Origin of the sequence: Tenacibaculum sp. UWU-22, assembly GCF_041021355.1 — a bacterium.
Classification (GTDB): Bacteria; Bacteroidota; Bacteroidia; order Flavobacteriales; family Flavobacteriaceae; genus Polaribacter.
This window is the reverse complement of the sequence record NZ_JBFNGP010000005.1, coordinates 32698-55167: the sequence shown is the minus strand read 5'-3', so window position 1 is coordinate 55167 and position 22470 is coordinate 32698. Positions and strand designations below refer to the sequence as shown.

Here is a 22470-nt window from a genome sequence, read left to right as displayed (position 1 = left end):
ACAAATTCAAATAATAAAAAAAATTTTTTAATAAAAAATATACACTCATTGTAACAATTTGTATTTTTAGAAGTCTTTAATATTACGTAAAACGACCTAACTAAAATTTAAAAAACTGATAATGTGTTTATTAAAAACTAGCAACTTATATATACCACCACAAAATAAAAATTTAACAACAACACTTCTTTTTTTACTCTTTGTTTCTATACATAGTTTTGGTCAAATTAATGTTAATCGAAAAAAAATAGATGCTATTCGTATACAAAAAGCACCTAAAATTGATGGCGTTTTAGACGATGTTGCGTGGAAAAATATTCCTGAGGCTAAAAATTTTGTAATGTTACGCCCAGATAATGGAAAGCCAGAGCCCAAAGACCATAAAACGACCGTTAAATTTGTGTACGATGATAATGCCATATATATAAGTGCTATAATGTACGACCCAAACCCAACAAAAATTCCAGCAGAATTTACCACTAGAGATAATATTGGAAATACCGATTTTTTTATAGTTACTATAAACCCTAACGATGATGGTCAAAATCCTTTTGAATTTATAGTTACAGCCTCTGGTGTACAAGCCGACGCAAAAGTTTCTAATAGCGATGAAGATTATAACTGGAGTGCTGTTTGGGAGAGTGCTATTAAAATTACCGATAAAGGCTGGGTGGCAGAGCTAAAAATACCCTATAGTGCATTACGATTTGCGAATTTACCCATACAATCATGGGGTGTTAATTTTGGTAGAAGAATAGAAAATTTAAATGCCCAATTTACTTGGAATTATATTGATAATAAACAAGGTATTTGGACGCAATACGATGGTTTAGTTGAAAATTTAAAAAATATAACCCCTCCTACTCGACTAGCCTTTTACCCTTATGCTTCTGGTACTCTTACCTTTAACGATGGTAAAACATTAGCCGACTGGAGTGTTGGTATGGATTTAAAATATGGGATTACCGAAAATTTTACACTCGATGCCACATTAATTCCAGATTTTGGACAAACTGCTTTTGACAATGTTACCTTAAACCTAGGCCCATTTGAACAACAGTTTTCAGAACAACGTCAGTTTTTCACCGAAGGAACCGAATTGTTTTCAAAAGGAAGATTATTTTATTCTCGTAGAATTGGAGGTAGCCCCATTGACCAATTCGATGTCAAAAGTCAATTAACCAATAACGAAATAATAATTAATAATCCAGAAAAAGTAGATATGATTAATGCTATTAAAGTTTCTGGACGCTTAAAAAACGGATTAGGCATCGGAGTTTTTAACGCCATAACAAAAGAAACGCATGCTACAGTATTAGATACACTAACCAATACCACAAGAGAACTAACAACCAACCCCTTTTCAAACTACAATATTATGGTAGTTGACCAACAATTTAATCAAAATTCAGCCATCACTTTAATTAACACCAATGTTATTCGTGATGGGCGTTTTAGAGATGCAAATGTTACTGGATTATTATGGCATGTCGAAAATAAATCTAGTAGTTACAACATTGATGGCTCTTTTAAAACAAGTTCTATTTCAGATGATAGTAATAACCCTAACACAGGGTATGCCTTTGACACCAGTATTGGTAAACATTCTGGCAAATGGGTTGGCGAAATAGGATATAATTTTGAAAACAAAGACTATAATCCAAACGATTTAGGAATTTTATTTAGCAATAACGAACAAACTATATACGGACATGTAGGCTATAGAATATTAAAACCAAAAGGTATTTTTAATAATTATAGTATTTCTTTATATTATAATGCTAACTTTTTACATAATCCAAGTACCTACACAGGCTTTGAAAGTGGCTTGTCTGCTTGGGCACAAACAAAAAAACGTTTTGCTTTTGGTTTAAATTTAAATTACGACACGGTTAACAAAGATTTTTTTGAGCCAAGGCAAGGAACAAGAAGTGGCATTTTTTTTGAAAGACCCGAAAAAATAAACGTTAACCATTGGGGCTCTACCGATTATCGAAAAAAATTGGCTGTTGATTACGAATGGGAGGTTAGTTTTTATAAAAAAAATCCAAAGTTTTATTACGGATTCGAAATTTCTCCTCGCTATCGATTTACAAACCAATTTTCTTTAAGCTATAGCTTTGAATATTATAAAACTGAAAACGATTATGGTTGGGTAAGCCAAGACTCACAACCTAATGATATTATTTTTGGGCAACGCGATTGGAGTTCGTATAAAAACTCGCTTTCTGGTAAATATAATTTTAACACCAAAGCCGCTTTATCAATAACCTTCCGTCATAATTGGAGCAAAGTTCCTTATAACAATCAATATTATAAACTAAATACAACTAATGGTAAATTAATTGCAGACACCTATACAGGAAATCACGATGTAAATTTTAATAGCTGGAATTTAGGTTTTAATTACGTGTGGCAATTTGCCCCTGGTAGCCAGTTAATTGCCCTTTATAGAAACTCTATATCAAGTTTTAATAATCGCGCTAATTTAAGTTTTTCAGAAAATTTGACTGATTTGTTTAAAAACCCTAAGAAAGATGTTTTTTCTCTTCGTTTGGTTTATTTTATAGATTACAACCAAATGAAGCATGTTTTTAATAAATAACTTTTACTTTTAGCGCATATTTTTCCAATTTCTTTTTTATACATTGGTCTAATCAAAATTTATACCCTATGATTGTTGCAAAAAACATACATAAATATTTTGGAGATGTTGAGGTTTTAAAAGGCGTAAATCTTCACATAAAAAAAGGAGAAATTGTTGCTATTGTTGGCCCTTCTGGAGCAGGAAAAACAACATTGTTACAAATATTAGGCACCTTAGATAAACCTTTAAAAGAACAAGATTTTGAATTATTTATTGATGGTATTTCTATAAAAAACTTAAACGATAAAAAGGTGTCGTTATTTCGCAACAAACACATTGGGTTTATTTTTCAATTTCACCAATTACTACCCGAATTTACAGCCTTAGAAAACGTATGTATACCTGCCTTTATCGGTGGTAAATCAAAAAGCGAAACAATAACACGAGCCCATGAGTTATTAGATTTTTTAAATCTATCACATCGAAAAAATCACAAACCCAACCAACTTTCTGGCGGCGAACAGCAACGGGTAGCTGTTGCAAGAGCTCTAATTAATAAACCTGCAGTTATATTTGCCGATGAACCTAGCGGAAACTTAGATTCGGCTACTGCTAAAAATTTACACAATTTATTTTTTAAACTTCGCGATGAGTTTGGGCAAACATTTGTATTGGTTACCCATAACCAAGAATTAGCAGAAATGGCTGATAGAACTTTGGTTATTAAAGATGGTATTATAGCTCAATAAGGCTGTATTTTATATGAAAATTAAAAAAAGTGAGCTTAAAGATTTTTTAGACACTAAAGCGTATCAGTACGAAAACAAAAATTTTATATCGTCTGACCCTATTCAAATTCCTTACCGGTTTTCTAAAAAAGAAGATATTGAAATTGCTAGTTTTTTAACCGCTATTATAGCTTGGGGTAATCGAAAAATGATTATTAACAACGCTAATAAAATGATGCATTTGTTAGACAATGCTCCTTATGATTTTATACAAAATCACACTGAAAAAGACTTGACTAATTTTAGCGGAGTTATACATCGAACTTTTAATGCTAATGATTTTATTTTTTTTATTCAATCATTAAAAAACATCTATCAAAATCATAACGGGCTCGAAGAAGCTTTTTTTATAAAAGACCACGCAAACAATTACCAACAAGCTATTAGTGATTTTAAAAAAGTGTTTTTTGAAATTCCGCACCTAAATAGAACTACAAAACACATATCAGACCCTCTTAAAAATTCAGCAGCTAAACGAATTAATATGTTTTTGCGCTGGATGGTTCGAGCCAATACAAAAGGTGTTGATTTTGGTATTTGGAAAAAACACCACCCTGCTAATTTACACTGTCCATTAGATATCCATTCAGGCAATGTTGCTAGAAAATTAGGTCTTTTAACGCGTAAACAAAACGACTGGAAAGCCCTAGTTGAGCTAGACACCACACTAAGAAATTTTGATAAAAACGATCCTGTAAAATACGATTTTTCGCTATTTGGCTTGGGTGTTTTTGAAAAATTTTAAGCGTACTTTACTTTCAGTTTACCAAGCGTTTAAAATTTTATACCGCCACTAATTAAATTGGCTCTGCATATAAATCAAAATCACCTGCATCAAAAATTTTAACATCAATAAACTCCCCTAATTTTATATAATGTTTTGTTGCGTCAACCAATACATCGTTATCTACGTCGGGCGAATCAAACTCCGTGCGACCATAATAATATTCACCATCTTTTCTATCAAACAAACAGGTAAAGGTTTTTCCTATTTTTTCTTGATTTAGTTCCCATGAAATTTGAGACTGAACCTCCATAATTTCATTTACCCTTCTAAACTTTACATCAGCAGGCACATCATCTGTTAAGGCATAGGCACCTGTATTTTCTTCATGCGAATATTCAAACACGCCCAAACGCTCGAAACGCATTTGTTCAACCCAATTTTTAAGTTCTTGAAACTGCGCTTCAGTTTCTCCAGGATATCCCACAATTAAAGTTGTTCGAATAGCCATATTAGGCACTACTTCGCGAAATTTATGTATCAAATCGGTTGTTTTTTGATACGTTGTACCTCGCTTCATCGATTTTAAAATCTCCGAATTTATATGTTGTAATGGAATGTCTAAATAATTACAAACTTTTGGTTCATTTTTCATTACGGTTAATACATCTGTCGGAAAACCTGTTGGAAAAGCGTAATGTAACCGAATCCATTCAATTCCATCAACAGTTACTAACTTCTTTAATAAATCTGCTAAAGCTCGTTTTTTATAAATATCTAATCCGTAATAGGTTAAATCTTGAGCAATTAACATAATTTCTTTAATACCTTTTTGCGCTAATTTTTGAGCTTCTAAAACAATATCTTCAATAGGGGTTGATTTGTGTTTACCTCGCATTAACGGAATTGCGCAAAACGAACAAGGGCGGTCACAGCCTTCTGCAATTTTTAAATAGGCATAATGTTGAGGGGTTGTGGTTAACCGCTCTCCTATTAATTCGTGTTTATAATCTGCTTCTAAAACTTTTAATAAATTCGGCAAATCGTGAGTGCCAAAATATTGATCTACATTAGTAATCTCTTTTTCTAAATCAGTCTTATAACGTTCACTTAAACATCCTGTAACAAAAACCTTATCTACTTCTCCTGCTTCTTTTTTTTGTGCATAATGCAAAATAGTATCAATAGACTCTTCTTTTGCTTTTCCAATAAACCCACAGGTATTAATAACCACAATATTACCATCATCTTCTATAGCCTCGTGCACAACTTCTTTTCCGTTAGCTTTTAGTTGCCCCATTAAAACTTCACTATCGTAAATGTTTTTTGAACACCCTAACGTAACCACATTTATTTTATTTTTTTTGATAGATTTTGTACGCATTTCTTCTTGTTTTAAGAGTTTGCAAAAGTAATGCTTTATCAATAATTTTTAGATATTTTTATAATTTTCAGCCATTTACTCTTAAAACCTGCTACTTTAAACACCTTACTAAGGTAGTAACAATCTACTTTTTGTTGCTTTTATTTAGAACAACTCTTGTATTAATAGCAATAAATAAGGTATAGATAATTAACAATTTTTAACACACTCTTTTTTATTTTTTTCAAGGTAGTTAAATAATTCGTTTTACTTTTACACCTATAAAGTAATTATAATTATGGCAAAAGCAAAATCAATTTTAAACAAAAAATCACTTGATTTTTTAGAAAAATATTTAAATAATGCAGCCCCAACAGGTTATGAATGGGAAGGACAAAAAATTTGGATGGATTATTTAAAACCTCATGTAGATGAGTTTATAACCGATACGTATGGTACTGCTGTAGGAGTTATAAACCCGAAAGCTAAGTACAAAGTAGTTATTGAAGGACATGCCGATGAAATTTCGTGGTATGTAAATTACATTAGCGATGATGGCTTAATTTATGTAGTTAGAAATGGAGGTAGCGACCATCAAATTGCACCGAGTAAAATTGTAAACATTCATACCAAAAACGGAATTGTTAAAGGGGTTTTTGGTTGGCCTGCAATTCATACCCGAAATACAGCAAAAGAAGAAGCACCAAAACCTGATAATATTTTTATCGATGTAGGCTGTACCAAAAAAGAAGAAGTAGAAAAATTGGGCGTACATGTAGGTTGCGTAATTACCTATCCTGATGAATTTCATATTTTAAATAAAGATAAATTTGTTTGTCGAGCGTTAGATAACCGAATGGGTGGATTTATGATTGCAGAAGTTGCTCGTTTACTTAAAGAAAACAAAAAAGAGCTTCCTTTTGGTTTGTACATTACTAATGCTGTTCAAGAAGAAGTAGGATTAAATGGTGCTCGAATGATTACTGAAACCATACAACCTAATGTGGCAATTGTTACCGATGTAACACACGACACCACTACCCCAATGATTAACACAAAAAAGCAAGGTCTTATTAAAATTGGAAAAGGACCTGTTGTAGCTTATGCCCCTGCAGTACAACAAAAATTACGCGATTTAATTACCAGTACTGCTGAAAAAAATAATATTCCGTTTCAACGCTCTGCCTTATCAAGATATACAGGTACTGATACCGATGCATTTGCCTTTAGTAACGGTGGCGTAGCTTCTGCTTTAATTTCGTTACCGCTTCGTTATATGCATACTACGGTAGAAATGGTACATAAAGAAGATGTAGAAAACGTAATTAAAATGATTTACGAATCGCTCTTACAAATTAAAGCAGGAGAAACATTTTCGTATTTTTAAAATAAATAATGCGTTTTGAGTTTTTATTTGGTGTTATCTTGAAATAGACGAAATAAGTATTTGTAATCGTTTTATTTCTCGAACAGTTGCTTTTTTGTTCATTTCAATCCAAGCATAAAGTTTCAACATTAAAGAAACCATAATACTACAAAAACCCAAAACGCACCATTTTATTAACTCATTAGTGGTATTGGTATTAAAAAATTTAATGCCACAGTACACAAAGAGTATAAAAAATAATATTTGTAGTACACTCATTAACACTAACAACCAACTGTTTTTACCAGAATACAAATTCAATATCATTTTAAAAACGGTTTGCTCTTCTAAATCATCATATAACTTAGCTTCTCGTGCTGTTAAATTTTCTTTGATTAATTTATCTATGGCTTCAAAATTATTTTTCATCTAAATATCATTTAAGTTAAGAATTTTATTTTTGGCATTTTTTTATAATCTTATAAAAATACATAATCTTTATCTTTAACATTAATAGTATTTTTGTAATCTTAAAACAGTAGAATGCCAGCACATAAAAAACGTAACACATTTATAAAAAGAGGACAAATAATTGAATTATTGATAGAAGACTATGCTTTTGGCGGAAAAGGCATTAGTCGTATTGATTCTGATTTAGGAATGTTTGTTGTTTTTGTTCCGAACACTTTACCTGGGCAATTGGTAAAAACCCAAATAGTAAAAGCTCGAAAAAAATATGCCGAAGGAAAATTAATTGAAGTTATTGAAACTTCAAAAAATGAAATAGCCTCACCGTATCAACAAATACCAGGGGCGCCTTATATAAAATTACCTATAAAAAAACAACACGAATACAAATACACTAGTACAATCGATTTATTTAAAAAAATAGCTCATATTGATACTATTGAAAACTATTTTGACGAGTTTATAACTTCTCCAAGCACATTTCATTATCGTAATAAAATGGAATACAGCTTTTCTGCAATTGGTTACGATTCTACAAATAAAACCGACATAGACGAGTTTACACTAGGTTTTAAACGACGAGGAACGTGGTGGATAGGTGAAAACCTAAATAAAGACAGCGGTTTATTTGATGCCGAATTCGAAAACAACTTACATAAAATACGAACCTATTGTAGCCAAACTGGCTTACCACCATGGCATGCCCCAAAACGCAAAGGCTTTTTTAGGTATTTGGTAGTTCGAAAATCGTATAAAACAAACAAATTATTACTTAACCTAGTAACAACTTCTGATGAATTAGCCAAGTTTGATTTACAAAATTTTGCTGAATATTTAGTTGAGCTGTTTGGTGATAGAGTTGCTGGTTTTTTACACACCATAAATGATGAAATTGGAGATCGAACCATCTCAACTACAGGAAATATAAAATTAATTTACGGTAGCGATAAAATTGTAGAACAATTGTTAGGCTTAAACTTTGAAATTAGTATGAAAAGTTTTTTTCAAACCAATCCTAAGTCAGCCGAAAAATTATATAACAAAGTAGCAAGCTATGCTCTTGAAAATAAAGAAGCCATAGATAATACCGTAGTAATGGATTTATTTTGTGGTACAGGAACCATTGGGCAAATAATTGCTTCTAAAAGTAACAATACAAAAATTATTGGCGTTGACATTGTAGCCTCTGCTATAGAAGACGCCAAAGAAAATGCTAAGCGAAATAATATTGACGGATTAAAATTTTATGCAGAAGATGTTGGTAAATTTTTAACCAAACACCCTCAATATCAAAACAATATACGCACTTTAATTTTAGACCCTGCGCGCGCTGGAATTGCACCTAAGACACTTAAAAAAATTATACAATTAAATGCTGAAAGAATAATTTATGTTTCATGTAACCCCGCAACCCAAGCAAGGGATACTGAAGAACTGATTAAACACAACTATCAATTAAAAAAAATTAGTTTAGTTGATCAATTTCCACATACCGCACATATAGAAACTATAATACTTTTTGAAAAACCTGTATTAAAATATAGTAATTAAATACAGTGCTTTTCTCGCTTTTTACATATTTGCTTACTTTAAATAAATGTTTACTTTTGAATTAGAAATTCGTTAATTATGAAAAAACTGGTTTATGGCTTATTGCTACTAGTTTGTTTTAACTGGGGGTGCGATATCGACGATATTTGCACAGAACCTATTACCCCAAAGTTAATTCTCCGTTTTTACGATGCTACAGACACGAGTGTAGTAAAAAAGGCAGAACGCCTTTCGGTAATTGCAGCAAGTAAAACAGATAGTTTATTTACAAGCCAATCTACCGACAGTATTGCGCTACCATTAAACACCAATACCACTCAAACGGTATACAAACTAAAAACCAATACTGTAAGTGGCAATATAGCCGATAATAAAATAAACACCTTAACCATTACTTACCAAACCAAAGATATTTATGTATCACGATCGTGCGGTTATAAAACTATTTTTAATAATGTAACTATAACTTCAGATAATGGTTGGTTTACTTCTTTTACACCTAACACTTTAACAACAATTAATAATGAAACAGCTGCCCATGTTAAAGTATATCACTAGCATTTTACTTTTTTTACTTTCTGTAAATAGTTTTTCACAAACAAAACAAACAGAAGAAAAAAAAGACACCATTATCTATAAAACAGGTTACGGTTTTAGATTGGGTATTGATATTAGTAAACCTATAAAAGCAATTTTTGACAAAAGCTATGGCGGGTTTGAAGCTGTTGGCGATTATCGTATTTCTAAAAATTGGTATTTAGCTACTGAATTAGGGCACGAGCAAGAAACAACCACTGAAGATTACACCAATTCTAAAGTAAAAGGCAATTATATTCGATTAGGAGCCAATTACAACACGTACAAAAATTGGCTCGACATGAATAACGAAATTTATGTTGGCTTTCGTTACGGATTTTCAGTTTTTAATAATACCGTTAATTCTTACACAACCAACACAGGCAATACATATTTTCCAGCAAATAAACATACAAATCCAATTACCACATCAGGGTTAACTGCTCATTGGGTAGAATTACAACTCGGATTAAAAGCTGAAGTTTTTAAAAATTTATTTCTCGGTCTAAGCTTAGCCTATAAAGCAGGTATTAGTATAGATAACCCAGAAAACTTTAAAACACTATATGCTCCAGGTTTTAACCGAGTGTATCAAAACAAGGCTGGTTTTGGTTTTAACTATACTATTTCGTACTTAATTCCGTTTGTTAATAAATAAACAACATCTATTTTAACCTATTTTAGTACCTTTATCACCCTTATTTTTTTATTAAATTAATTTAAATAATGAACCGCATACCAAGTGTAAATTTAGCTGATTTTTTATCAGACGATATAAACAAAAAACAAGCGTTTATTAATCAAATTGGTGAGGCTTACGAAAAAATTGGTTTTGTTGCTTTAAAAGGTCATTTTCTTGATACGAAACTAGTAGAAAAATTATACACTGAGATTAAAAATTTTTTTGATTTACCCCTAGCAATTAAAAAAAAATACGAAATACCTGAAATAGCTGGCCAACGAGGTTATGTGTCTTTTGGTAAAGAAAGTGCAAAAGGAAAAAAAGAAGGCGATTTAAAAGAATTTTGGCATTTTGGTCAATACATAGATACTGACTCAAAATATGCCGAAGAATATCCTGAAAACATTTATGTAACTGAACTACCCGAATTTAACACTATCGGTAAACAAGCTTACAAAATGTTAGAAAAAACAGCAAAATATGTACTTCGTTCATTAGCACTCCACTTAAACTTAGAAGAAACCTATTTTGATAAGTATATTGAAAACGGAAACAGTATTTTACGGCCTATTCATTATCCGCCCATAAAAACAGAACCCAAAGGTGCTGTTAGAGCCGCAGCTCATGGCGATATTAATTTGATTACCTTATTAATGGGGGCTCAAGGCAAAGGTTTACAAGTACAAAACCATGAAGGAGAATGGATTGATGCCGTAGCCCAACCCGACGAACTAATGATTAATGTAGGTGACATGTTATCACGTCACAGTAATGACAAACTAAAATCTACTATACATCGAGTAATAAACCCACCAAAAGAATTATGGGGAACATCGCGATATTCCATTCCGTTTTTTATGCATCCAATATCAGATATGAAATTAGATGTTTTAGAAAACTGTATTGATAAAAATAATCCTAAAAAATTCGACAATATTACAGCGGGTGAATTTTTAGATGAACGATTAAGAGAATTAGGTTTAAAAAAATAAAAATGGATATACAAGATCAACTAAAAAAACTATTTCCAGATCATTCGTTTGAAGAAAAAAAACCAGAAAAAAAACCAGATATTTGGTTGCAAAAAGAACCCATTATTTGCAAATACGAAAAACGAAAAGGAAAACCCATTACTATTATTGAAGGATATAATGGAGCTGACGAAGACTTTAAAAAACTTGCCAAAGAAATTAAAACAACTTTAAGTGTAGGCGGTAGTTTTAAAGATGAAAAAATTATTATTCAAGGCGATTACAGAAATAAAATAATGCAACTATTAAAAGACAAAGGATTTAATGTAAAACGCGTAGGCGGATGATTACAAAAAAATAATTACCTTTGGCAGAATGTACTGTATATTTTAATAACATTTAACAAAATGTCTTTTGTTATGAACACTTCTATTTTACATATCACAAACGGCGACAGCACTACTCAATACTTACAAAAATTAAATTTTAAAGGCGATTTTATTACTTGGCGCGAAATGTTATGCGAAGGCAAAACAACTAGCGATGTAGGTAGTGAATCTTTTTGGAAAAACCGATTTGAGTTTTTAAAAAATTCATACAATGTAAGTAAACAAAAATTTATAAACTACACTTTAAAAGAATATAGAAATCTCTGCAACCAAAAAAAACAAGAAGAAATTGTATTATGGTTCGAGTACGATTTATTTTGTCAAATAAATATGCTAGCGGTAATAAGCTGGTTAAAACATTACAGAGAAGGCTATAAAATATCACTCGTAACTAGCGGAAAAGTAGCTGGTAGCGACCAATTTTTAGGGTTATCTGAGCTTTCAGAAAATCAAATAGAAAACCTTTATAAAAACAGAGTTGTTTTATCACAAGACGATATTGAATATGCCGATTATATTTGGCAATTGTATTGTTCTGACAGCCCTTTAAGATTAGAAACCATACATGGCTTTAATCCAATGTCTCCTTTTACATATTTAGAAGATGCTTTAAAAGCACACTTTTTACGTTTTCCTTCAATCGAAAACGGATTAAATGCTATAGAAAACACCATACTAAAAACGGTAAACGAAAATAAATTTGCTACAAAACAAGAAATGTTACGCTATTTATTAGCAAATCAAAAAAACTACGGTTTCGGTGATATACAGTACATTAAAAAAATAGACGAGCTTAAAAAATTATTTACAGCTTCTTTTAATCCTGTAAAACTAAGTAAAACAGGAAAACAAGTGTTAGACCATCAATTAAATTATTATCCACAAATACGTTCAGAGTCAGCGTATCTTGGAGGAGCTAAAAAATATAGTTTTTTATACCTAAGCGACACTAAAAAACTTTTAAAAATTGCTTCATAAATGGTTATTAAAAAGTCCGAATTAATATTAAACCCGGATAATAGCATTTATCATTTAAATTTAAAACCCGAACACATTGCCTCTGACATTATTTTTGTAGGAGATCAAGATAGAGTTGACCAAATAACCAAACACTTCGAAACTATTGAATTTACTACTCAAAAAAGAGAATTTAAAACAACCACAGGCACCTATAAAAAAAAACGGTTTTCAGTAATTTCAACAGGAATAGGTTCTGATAATATAGATATTGTTCTTAACGAACTAGATGCTTTAGTAAATATCGACTTAAAAACAAGAACAGTAAAAAAAACACACACCCAATTAAATATCGTTAGAATTGGCACTTCTGGCTCTTTACAAACAAATATCCCTATTAATTCTTTTCTAATTAGTACCTATGGCTTAGACCTAAGCGGCATGTTACAAGCTTATAAAATAGATGCTATTACAAATTCAGAAATTGAAGAAAAATTTGTGAAACATACTCTTTGGAGCAATCAAAAAGCTTACCCTATAGCTATTAAAAATTCTAAAAAACTAGAAGACAAATTAAGCTCTACAAAAACATTTAAAGGTATTACAGCTACCGCTGGAGGATTTTATGGCCCTCAAGGTCGTGTATTACGATTACCCGTTCAAGACCCCAATTTAATTGATAAAATAAGTAGCTTTAATTACAATGAAAATAGCATTACTAATCTAGAAATGGAAACCGCTGCCATTTATGGTTTAGCTAAATTATTAAAACATAATGCCTGCTCTATAAATGCTATTATTGCAAATAGAGCTAACGGAACTTTTAGTGAAGCCCCTTATAAAACAATAGAAAAATTAATTATTTACACGCTTAATAAATTAGTTGAATAAATGACAGATATAAAAATTGGTGGAGTGCCTGAGCATTTTAATTACCCTTGGTATATTACCTTAAAAAATAAAGAATATGCGAAAAAGGGAATTAATTTACGTTGGCAAGATTTTCCTGGTGGCACAGGCGATATGTGTAAAGCATTACGTAGTGGCGAAATTGATATGGCTATTATTTTAACCGAAGGAATTATAAAAGATATTATTAACGGAAACCCTTCTAAAATAACACAGCTCTTTGTTAAAAGTCCGCTTATTTGGGGTATTCATGTTAGCAACAATTCACCTTTTAAAAAAATAGCCGATTTACAACACGCTACAGTAGCTATTAGCCGATTTGGTTCAGGCTCTCATTTAATGGCTATTGTAAACGCTCGTAATAATGGTTGGGACACAAATAAATTGAAGTTTAAAGTGGTTGGCAATTTACAAGGCGGTATTGATGCACTAACTAAAGGAGAAGCTGATTATTTTATGTGGGAACATTTTACAACAAAACCTCTAGTAGATAACGGTTTATTTAAACGTTTAGGCGATTGCCCAACACCATGGCCTTGTTTTGTGGTTGCTGTAACAAACAAAGCGCTACAAAAAAATTATACCGAAATAAAAAACATACTAAATATTATAAACAATTGTACCCAAGATTTTAAAAAAATAAACGATATTGATGAAATACTCGCTAACAGATACGATCAAAAAATAGAAGACATCCAAAAATGGTTATCTATTACGCATTGGAGTGATGGTAAACCCATTACTAAAAATTTAATTGGGCGTATTCAAAATAAAATGGTATCACTTGGCGTTATAAATAAAAGAGAAAAATCTAGTGAATTAATTAAAAATATGTACTTTTGATTTATCACAAACCCATAATAATGAAAAATTTAATGTTTATCTGTTGTGTATGTACAACACTACTACTTTGTTCATGTGGCAGCTCAAAACCTTGTGGTTTGGCTTCAAAAACTAAGCAAGTTAAACAACTTTATAAACCTACTACTATAGTGGCAGAGGCTACTATTAAATAGTTAATGCCTTTTAAAATCAATCAAAAAAATCCGCCTTAGAGCGGATTTTTTTTATACTATCTTTCTTCAATAAAAATAAAGAAATAGCACCTCGCTTACCATTGTATGGGCAATTTATTTATACTACTTAAATATGTGTTGGCTTTAGAAAAATGTTTATTACCAAACCAATACCCTCTATTAGCACTTAATGGCGAAGGATGCCCCGTTGTTAAAATATAATGTTTATCCGTATCAATTAACTTACTTTTCTTCTTAGCAAAACCACCCCAAAGCAAAAAAACAACCCGTTCTTTTTTATCCGAAATTTGTTTAATAACAGCATCTGTAAAAGTTTCCCAACCTTTATTTTGATGGCTACCTGCTTTATTAGCCCGTACAGTAAGCGTTGCATTTAACAACAAAACCCCTTGTTTTGCCCAATACGACAAATCACCCGAAACTGGATATGCTTTTTGTATATCGGTTTCCATTTCTTTAAAAATATTTATTAATGATGGTGGATGTTGAATACCATCATGTACCGAAAAACATAAGCCGTTTGCTTGACCAACCCCATGATAAGGATCTTGCCCTATAATTACCACTTTTAACTCGTTGAAAGCACAAAAATCAAACGCTGCAAAAATATCTTTCCCGTTAGGGTAACAAGTATAATTTTTATACTCTAACTTCACAAAATCAGTGAGCGATTTAAAATACGGTTTATTAAACTCTTGTTGTAAAATATTTTTCCAGCTATCAGCTATTTTTACCTGCATTCTTTGTTATTTTTGTGGCGGTATCAAATATACTATTTTGGTTAAAAACATTTCTAAAAAAACACTACAAGATTTAGAGTTTACAACGGTTTTAAAACAAGTTGCAACCTATTGTACCTCTAACTTAGGAAAAGATAAGGTATTAGAAATAAACCCTATATCAAAGACCAAAGAGTTATTTTTTGAACTAGATTTAGTAAACGAATACCTTGCTTCTTTTGAAAATGAAAATCGAATTCCGAATCATAATTTCGATAATATTTCAGAAAGCACTAAACGACTAGCCATTGAAAATAGTTTTTTAGAACCTGATGCTTTTTTAAAAATTGCCACTACTGCTGAAACTATTAATATTTTAAAAAAGTTTTTAAAAAAATTTAGCAACTACTACCCTACTTTATGCATTTTAAGTGAAAAAATTGAATTTACTAATGCAATTACTACCGAAATTAAAAACATAATTACTCTTGACGGTATTATTGCTAACAACGCTTCACCTACTTTAAAACAAATTAGAAAAGACATTCAAGAAATTAAGGGTAAAATTTCTGAAAGCTTTTCAAGAGCTTTAACTAAAAATATATCAGCTGGATATTTAGATGATATTAAAGAAACTGTTGTTGATAACCAACGCGTTTTGGCTGTTTTAGCCATGCATAGACGTAAGGTAAAAGGGAGTTTATTGGGCGCTTCAAAATCAGGCAATATTGTTTACATTGCCCCCCAAGAAACACTTGCTTTTCATCGAAGTTTACAAAATTTAGTATACGAAGAAAAACAAGAGGTTATAAAAATTTTGCGAGCCTTAGCAGATAAAATTAGACCTTTTGTTCCGTTACTAGAATCTTTCATTATTTTTTTGACTCATTTAGATACGATAAGTGCTAAAGCTAAATACGCACGAGATATAAATGCTATACTACCAAAAATAACTAGTGAAAAAAATGTTTTTTTTAAAAATGCCTATCATCCTATTTTATGGCAAAAAAATAATGCCCTACATCTACCCACTATTTCACAAACAATTACACTAAATAAAAAGCAACAAATTATTGTAATTTCGGGTCCAAATGCTGGTGGAAAAAGTATTACTTTAAAAACTATTGGGTTGTTACAAGTTATGTTACAAAGCGGACTATTAATACCCGTTCACGAACGTAGCAGCACTACTTTATTCGATACAATTTCAACCGACATAGGCGATAATCAATCTATTGAAAATCAATTAAGCACTTATAGTTACCGCCTAAAAAACATGCGTTATTTTTTAAAAAAATGTAATGACAATACTTTGTTTTTAATAGATGAATTTGGCACTGGTTCTGACCCTGAATTAGGAGGCGCTTTAGCTGAAATTTTTTTAGAAGAATTTTATCAAAAAAAAAGCTATGGTATTATAACTACTCATTATACCAATTTAAAAGTTTTAGCCGATCAATTAGATAATGTGGTTAATGCAAACATGCAATTTAACGAACATACTTTAGAGCCATTATACAAACTAAATATCGGACAAGCAGGAAGTTCTTTTACCTTTGAGGTAGCACAGAAAAACGGAATTCCGTACAGTTTAATTAATCGGGCGAAAAAACGTGTAGAAAATGAAAAAATTAGGTTAGATAAAACGATTTCTAAACTTCAAAAAGAACGTAATCGATTACAAAAAAGATCAGAAAGTTTAGAAAAACAAAAAAGTGAAGAACAAATACAACTAGAAAATTTAAAAGAAAAAGAACAAAAAATACAGCAAAAACTTAGTGGTTTTCAAGAGTTGTACGATAACAACCAACGGATGCTTACCTTAGGAAGAAAAACAAACGAATTATTGAATAAATATTTTCAAACCAATAATAAAAAAGAATTAACCGCTGATTTTATTAAATGGGCTACTTCCGAAAAAACAAAACACATTAAAAAAAATCCGCCAAAAAAGAAAACAAAAACTGAAAAAAAGAACGAAAAAATTACTGCTGAAAAACAACAAAAAACGATACAAAAAGTTGAAAAAGAAGTTTTAGAAAAAGTAGTAAAAGTACGAGCAGAAAAGAAAAAAGAAGCCGAAAAAATTGCACAACAAAAGGCTAATTATGTTTTTAAAATTGGCGATAACGTTCGGCTAATCGACGGAAATGCTGTAGGAACTATTGATAAAATTGAAAAGAAAAACGCCTTTATCAACTACGGAATATTTACCACAAAAGTTGCTATGAGTAAACTAGAACTAATAAAAGCGGCTAAAAAATAAAAGATTAAACTAAACCTTCTATTTCTGTATCATAAAACGTTTCTGCTTCGGCAATCAGTTGCTCCATTTCATTTGCTAATTCTTGTTCATTTTCTCCTGATAAATCTTCGAACCACTCAATTTCATCATTTTTTAAATTAATTAAAAAACGAGGATACTCGGTATGTAAAACAAAAATATCTTCAGGAAAATTACTGTTATCTGCCAATAAAAATTTAGGTAGTTTCATTATTAATGTATTTTTTAGTTAAATAATTAAATCGGATAAAAAGCATAATCGAGGCCGAAGTAAGCCCTGCTAGTAATCCTAACCAAATACCAAAACTTGCGTAATGCTCTTCTTTTCCATAATAATACGAAATAGGAAAACCAATAACCCAATAAGCAATAAAAGTAATTATCGTTGGTATTTTAACATCTTGCAAACCTCGTAAAGCACCTAACACAATTACTTGTATGCTATCTGATATTTGAAAAATTGCAGCTGCTATTAATAAATTTGCTGCTATTTTTATCACTTCAATATTGTCATTATAATTATTAACATCGCTTAAATCGATATACAAATGAGGCAGTAATTTATGAAAAGCAAAAAATACAGTAGCAAATATTACCCCAAACATACTACCTAATAAAAAAATAGAAAAAGCTATTCTACGTAATTCTTTGTAATGTTGTAATCCTTTTTGATTTCCTACTCGAACCATTGCCGCCACACTTAAGCCAGTAGCCACCATAAAAGTCATAGACGATAAATTTAAGGCTATTTGATTTGCTGCTTGCGGATTTTTACCCAATAACCCACTTAACCATATGGCTGCTGTAAAAATAGCAACTTCAAAAAACATTTGCATAGCACTCGGAAACCCTAAGCTGATAATTTTTTTAATCATTAAAACATCTAAAACAAAAAATTTAATATGCGTAACTATCTTTTTTGAACGTTCTTTTCTTGCTAACAGCCACCATAAATACAAAACCATTATAAATCTTGATGCTAAAGTGCCATAGGCTGCCCCTACTATACCCAACTTAGGAAAACCAAACTTTCCAAAAATTAATAAATAGTTAAACAAAATATTTACAAGATTGGCAATAACAGTAGCATACATAGGATATTTCGTCATTGACAAACCATCACTAAACTGCTTAAAAGCTTGAAAAATAACTAACGGAATTAACGAAAACGCTACTAAGTCTAAATAAGGTATTGCTAATTTTACTACCTCAACAGGTTGTTTCATTAAATAGAGTAAGGGTTTCGAAAAATAAACCCCCAAAAACATAACAACCCCCAAAAAAGTACACAAAAACAAACCATGTTTAAATGTTGACTTTGCTTTTACAAAATCGTTAGACGAATCAGCCTCTGCTATTAATGAGGTTATAGCTGTAGAAAAACCGATACCAATAGACATGGCAATAAACATAAAACTATTACCTAATGAAACAGCTGCTAATTCTGCCGTACCCAACTGCCCCACCATAACGTTATCCATAAAACTAACAAATGTATGCCCCAACATGCCTAACATTACAGGAGCAGCTAGTTGCCAGTTATATTTAAATTCTTTTGTATATTGGGTTAATTTAATCAAATTTAGCACCTAATTTCTAATTTGCGAAGATAGGTATTAAGTTCTATGTTTTTGACTTAAAATATTGTAATAATTTAGTTATTTTTGACCTCTAAAACTATAAAAATGGCAACCATAACCTTAAAAGGAAACACGATACACACAATAGGAGATTTACCTGAAATTGGAAAAAAAGCTCCTGATTTTTCTTTAGTAGACTCTAATTTATCTCGTAAAACTTTAGCTGATTTTTTAGGAAGTAAGCTTGTATTAAATATTTTTCCATCAGTAGACACTAGTACTTGTGCCATGTCTGTACGAAATTTTAATAAAGAAGCAAGTGCATTAAAAAACACAAAAGTTTTATGTATATCGAAAGATTTACCCTTTGCTCAAGCTCGTTTTTGTGGCGCCGAAGGCATTAAAAACGTGATTATGCTGTCCGATTTTGTTACAGGTGCTTTTGGTAAAGACTATGGTTTAGAAATTACAGATGGTCCTTTGGCTGGTTTACATTCGCGTTGTGTTATTATTATTGATGAAAAAGGAAACGTAATATACACTGAACAAGTTGCTGAAACAGCTGACGAACCCAATTATAACAACGCTTTAAATGCTTTGTAAAAAATGAAAAATCCTGAAGATGGATTAATAAAAGATCGCTTAAAAAGTATTGGATTTGCCTTAAAAGGCATATGGCTTTTAATAACCACTGAAACGAGTATTAAAATACAAATCGTTTTTACTTTTGTGGCGATATTAGCAGGGTTTTATTTTAAAATTTCTGCCCTAGAATGGATGATACAAATACTGGTAATAGGGCTGGTTTTAATTGCTGAGGCAGTTAATACCGCAATAGAAAAAGTGGCGGATTTTATTCATCCAGCGTATCATAAAAAAATTGAATTTATTAAAGATGTAGGTGCTGCTGCACCAGGTATAGCTGCTATTATTTCGTTAATTATTGCAGGTATTATATATATTCCTAAAATAGGGTAATACCTTATTTTTAAATAGCCATATTGTATGAATTAAATTTAAACTTTTTGCTCCTTTTATAAAACAAATTATTTCAAATTTTAATTATTGAGTAAAATTTAACAACCCGAATGACAAAAAAAACCGAAACAAAAAATAATAATACTAAAAAATCAATAATTACTCGTTTTCGAGAGTTTTTCAAAGACCGTCAAACACAAACTGTTCTAGGATCGTTTTTAATTTTGTTTGCGCTGTTTTTGTTAGTTGCATTTATTTCTTTTTTCTTCTCTTGGCAAGAAGACCAAAGTGCTTTAACCCAGTTTACAGATCAAACTATTAAAAGTAAAAATTTACTTGGTAAAATAGGAGCTGAATTAAGCCACTTTTTTATTTATGACGGATTTGGTATTGCTGCTTTTATCATTCCTTTTTTATTGTTTTTAACGGGATTACACTGGTTATTACCTTCTAAAATAAACAAACTAATTTCTAAATGGAATTGGAGCTTATTAGCTATGGTATGGCTTTCAACTACTATAGGATTTGTAGATAAAAAACAAGCGCTTTTATCAGGTATTATTGGTTTTGAAGTAAATAATTATTTACAATCGTTTATGGGCAAAACTGGATTAATTATTTTACTTTCTTTTCTTTTTCTAGCCTATTTAGCAATCCGTTTTAAAATTACTCCAGAATTAATCGGCGAAAAAATAAAAGCTATAAAAAGTAAAATTCAACAAAAAAAAGCACAACGAGAAAAAGTTATCAAAGAAAACACTGTCGAATCTGAAGTTGATGAAATAAAAAAAGAAAAATCAGAATTTGAATTATCGGTAGAAAATCTTCAACCTACCATTAACAATTACTCTAACGTAACACCAACACAAATCGACGATCGTGATATTTCTTTAGAAATTGAATCTAATAAAGAGCCTGAATTACCCTCTGCTAAAGAAGCTAATGAAGATGTTGAAATTGCAGTAGAAAAAGTTACCGAAGAAAAGAGTGTTGACGAAAATTTATCTGAAAAATTAGTAAAAGATTTTGGTGAATTTGACCCTACTTTAGAATTAGGAAACTACAAATTTCCAACATTTAATCTTTTAAAACAATACAACGAAACAATATCGATTGACCCTGAAGAATTAGAAGCCAATAAAAACCGTATTGTAGAAACCTTAAAAAACTACAAAATTGGTATCGAAAAAATTAAAGCAACTGTTGGGCCTACAATTACTTTATATGAAATTGTACCCGAAGCAGGAATCCGAATTTCAAAAATTAAAAATTTAGAAGACGATATCGCCTTATCACTATCGGCTTTAGGTATTCGTATAATAGCGCCTATTCCTGGAAAAGGAACTATTGGTATCGAAGTACCTAATAAAAAATCGACGATTGTATCGATGCATTCGGTAATTTCTTCGAAAAAATTTCAAGAATCACCTATGGAGTTACCTGTTGCTTTAGGTAAAACCATTTCTAATGAAACCTATGTTGTTGATCTCGCTAAAATGCCTCACTTATTAATGGCAGGTGCAACTGGTCAAGGAAAATCAGTAGGTTTAAATGCGGTATTAACTTCGTTATTATACAAAAAACACCCTGCCGAAGTAAAGTTTGTTTTGGTAGACCCCAAAAAGGTAGAATTAACCTTATTCAATAAAATTGAACGACATTATTTAGCCAAATTACCCGACTCTGAAGACGCTATTATAACAGATACTACCAAAGTGGTAAACACTTTAAATTCGCTTTGTATAGAAATGGATAGTCGGTACGATTTGCTAAAAACCGCTATGGTTAGAAATATTAAAGAATATAACACTAAATTTAAAGCTCGTAAATTAAACCCCGAAAACGGACATAAATTTTTACCCTATATCGTATTGGTAATTGATGAATTTGCCGATTTAATTATGACGGCGGGTAAAGAAGTAGAAACCCCCATTGCTCGGTTAGCTCAATTAGCACGTGCTATTGGTATTCATTTAATTGTAGCTACACAACGCCCGTCTGTAAATGTTATTACAGGTATTATTAAAGCAAATTTTCCTTCGAGAATTGCTTTTAGAGTTACCTCAAAAATAGATAGTAGAACAATTTTAGATGCGCCAGGAGCTGATCAACTTATTGGTAGAGGAGACATGTTATACTCTGGCGGAAACGATATTACACGTATTCAATGTGCCTTTGTTGACACGCCGGAAGTAGAAAAAATAACCGATTTTATTGGTTCACAAAGAGCTTACCCTAAAGCCTATGAACTACCAGAGTATGTTGGTGAAGAAAATGGCACAAGTATTGATATTGATATAGAAGATCGAGATAAATTATTTAAAGAAGCTGCTGAAATTATTGTTACCGCTCAACAAGGATCAACCTCTTTGTTGCAGCGTAAATTAAAATTAGGATACAACAGAGCGGGCAGGTTAATAGACCAATTAGAAGCCGCAGGCATTGTAGGCCCTTTTGAAGGAAGCAAAGCACGACAAGTATTAATAACCGATTTAGTAGCTTTAGATCAATTACTAGCAAACGAAAAAATATAACAATTAA

The 22470-nt window shown here is 31.2% G+C and carries 21 protein-coding genes; 16 read left to right on the top strand and 5 right to left on the bottom strand.

What is annotated here, in order from left to right; all coding sequences use genetic code 11:
• Positions 1–121: 121 nt before the first annotated feature.
• From AB2B44_RS09030 to AB2B44_RS09020, 3 genes are all read left to right on the top strand, one after another.
• Entirely contained in the window at positions 122–2605 is a 2484-nt protein-coding gene (locus AB2B44_RS09030; RefSeq protein WP_369049253.1) for a DUF5916 domain-containing protein, read from the top strand.
• Between the two features lie 68 nt (positions 2606–2673).
• Positions 2674–3336, top strand: coding sequence for an ABC transporter ATP-binding protein (locus AB2B44_RS09025; RefSeq protein ID WP_369049252.1), 663 nt, complete (start codon positions 2674–2676; stop codon positions 3334–3336).
• A 19-nt stretch (positions 3337–3355) separates the two neighbouring features.
• Positions 3356–4120, top strand: a complete 765-nt coding sequence (locus tag AB2B44_RS09020) for a TIGR02757 family protein (protein WP_369049397.1) — start codon at positions 3356–3358, stop codon at positions 4118–4120.
• A 52-nt stretch (positions 4121–4172) separates the two neighbouring features.
• On the opposite strand, the gene rimO is transcribed toward AB2B44_RS09020, so the two are convergent.
• Positions 4173–5483, bottom strand: coding sequence for a 30S ribosomal protein S12 methylthiotransferase RimO (gene rimO, locus AB2B44_RS09015; RefSeq protein ID WP_369049251.1), 1311 nt, complete (start codon positions 5481–5483; stop codon positions 4173–4175).
• A 277-nt stretch (positions 5484–5760) separates the two neighbouring features.
• Here rimO and AB2B44_RS09010 point away from each other — a divergent pair, with 277 nt between their 5' ends.
• Positions 5761–6849, top strand: a complete 1089-nt coding sequence (locus AB2B44_RS09010; RefSeq protein WP_369049250.1) for a M42 family metallopeptidase — start codon at positions 5761–5763, stop codon at positions 6847–6849.
• A gap of 33 nt (positions 6850–6882) precedes the next feature.
• On the opposite strand, the gene AB2B44_RS09005 is transcribed toward AB2B44_RS09010, so the two are convergent.
• Positions 6883–7257 (bottom strand): DUF6768 family protein, encoded by a 375-nt coding sequence (locus AB2B44_RS09005; protein WP_369049249.1) that lies wholly within the window; start codon positions 7255–7257, stop codon positions 6883–6885.
• Between the two features lie 114 nt (positions 7258–7371).
• On the opposite strand from AB2B44_RS09005, the gene rlmD reads away from it, so the two are divergent.
• The 8 genes from rlmD (at position 7372) to AB2B44_RS08965 (ending at position 14174) form a co-directional block, all read left to right on the top strand.
• Entirely contained in the window at positions 7372–8847 is a 1476-nt protein-coding gene (gene rlmD / locus AB2B44_RS09000; protein WP_369049248.1) for a 23S rRNA (uracil(1939)-C(5))-methyltransferase RlmD, read from the top strand.
• 78 nt (positions 8848–8925) lie between these two features.
• Positions 8926–9405 (top strand): DUF6452 family protein, encoded by a 480-nt coding sequence (locus AB2B44_RS08995; RefSeq protein WP_369049247.1) that lies wholly within the window; start codon positions 8926–8928, stop codon positions 9403–9405.
• The gene (locus AB2B44_RS08990; RefSeq protein WP_369049246.1) at positions 9371–10081 is read left to right on the top strand and encodes a DUF6048 family protein; all 711 of its coding nucleotides are present in this window, start codon (positions 9371–9373) and stop codon (positions 10079–10081) included. Before AB2B44_RS08995 ends, AB2B44_RS08990 begins: the two co-directional genes overlap by 35 nt.
• 68 nt (positions 10082–10149) lie before the next feature.
• Positions 10150–11097, top strand: coding sequence for an isopenicillin N synthase family dioxygenase (locus tag AB2B44_RS08985; RefSeq protein WP_369049245.1), 948 nt, complete (start codon positions 10150–10152; stop codon positions 11095–11097).
• 2 nt (positions 11098–11099) lie between these two features.
• The gene (locus AB2B44_RS08980; RefSeq protein ID WP_369049244.1) at positions 11100–11423 is read left to right on the top strand and encodes a translation initiation factor; all 324 of its coding nucleotides are present in this window, start codon (positions 11100–11102) and stop codon (positions 11421–11423) included.
• Positions 11424–11495: 72 nt separating this feature from the next.
• Positions 11496–12443, top strand: a complete 948-nt coding sequence (locus tag AB2B44_RS08975) for a DUF1835 domain-containing protein (protein WP_369049243.1) — start codon at positions 11496–11498, stop codon at positions 12441–12443.
• On the top strand, positions 12444–13313 hold the full coding sequence (locus AB2B44_RS08970; RefSeq protein WP_369049242.1) for a nucleoside phosphorylase: 870 nt from the start codon (positions 12444–12446) through the stop codon (positions 13311–13313).
• Positions 13314–14174 (top strand): substrate-binding domain-containing protein, encoded by an 861-nt coding sequence (locus AB2B44_RS08965; protein WP_369049241.1) that lies wholly within the window; start codon positions 13314–13316, stop codon positions 14172–14174.
• A gap of 268 nt (positions 14175–14442) precedes the next feature.
• On the opposite strand, the gene AB2B44_RS08960 is transcribed toward AB2B44_RS08965, so the two are convergent.
• Complete coding sequence (locus tag AB2B44_RS08960; RefSeq protein ID WP_369049240.1) at positions 14443–15108, bottom strand: uracil-DNA glycosylase; 666 nt, start codon at positions 15106–15108, stop codon at positions 14443–14445.
• 37 nt (positions 15109–15145) lie between these two features.
• Between AB2B44_RS08960 and AB2B44_RS08955 the strand changes: the two genes are divergently transcribed.
• Positions 15146–17353, top strand: a complete 2208-nt coding sequence (locus tag AB2B44_RS08955; RefSeq protein WP_369049239.1) for a DNA mismatch repair protein MutS — start codon at positions 15146–15148, stop codon at positions 17351–17353.
• Positions 17354–17357: 4 nt separating this feature from the next.
• On the opposite strand, the gene AB2B44_RS08950 is transcribed toward AB2B44_RS08955, so the two are convergent.
• Together AB2B44_RS08950 and AB2B44_RS08945 are read right to left on the bottom strand one after the other, a co-directional pair.
• On the bottom strand, positions 17358–17582 hold the full coding sequence (locus AB2B44_RS08950) for a hypothetical protein (protein WP_369049238.1): 225 nt from the start codon (positions 17580–17582) through the stop codon (positions 17358–17360).
• Positions 17569–18948, bottom strand: coding sequence for an MATE family efflux transporter (locus AB2B44_RS08945; RefSeq protein WP_369049396.1), 1380 nt, complete (start codon positions 18946–18948; stop codon positions 17569–17571). The genes AB2B44_RS08950 and AB2B44_RS08945 overlap by 14 nt, the downstream gene beginning before the upstream one ends.
• A gap of 108 nt (positions 18949–19056) precedes the next feature.
• On the opposite strand from AB2B44_RS08945, the gene tpx reads away from it, so the two are divergent.
• The 3 genes from tpx to AB2B44_RS08930 all read left to right on the top strand — a co-directional run bounded on the left by tpx (position 19057) and on the right by AB2B44_RS08930 (position 22463).
• Positions 19057–19554, top strand: coding sequence for a thiol peroxidase (tpx, locus tag AB2B44_RS08940; RefSeq protein ID WP_369049237.1), 498 nt, complete (start codon positions 19057–19059; stop codon positions 19552–19554).
• A gap of 3 nt (positions 19555–19557) precedes the next feature.
• Positions 19558–19929, top strand: coding sequence for a diacylglycerol kinase family protein (locus AB2B44_RS08935; RefSeq protein WP_369049236.1), 372 nt, complete (start codon positions 19558–19560; stop codon positions 19927–19929).
• Between the two features lie 110 nt (positions 19930–20039).
• Positions 20040–22463 (top strand): DNA translocase FtsK 4TM domain-containing protein, encoded by a 2424-nt coding sequence (locus tag AB2B44_RS08930; RefSeq protein WP_369049235.1) that lies wholly within the window; start codon positions 20040–20042, stop codon positions 22461–22463.
• Positions 22464–22470 lie beyond the last annotated feature (7 nt).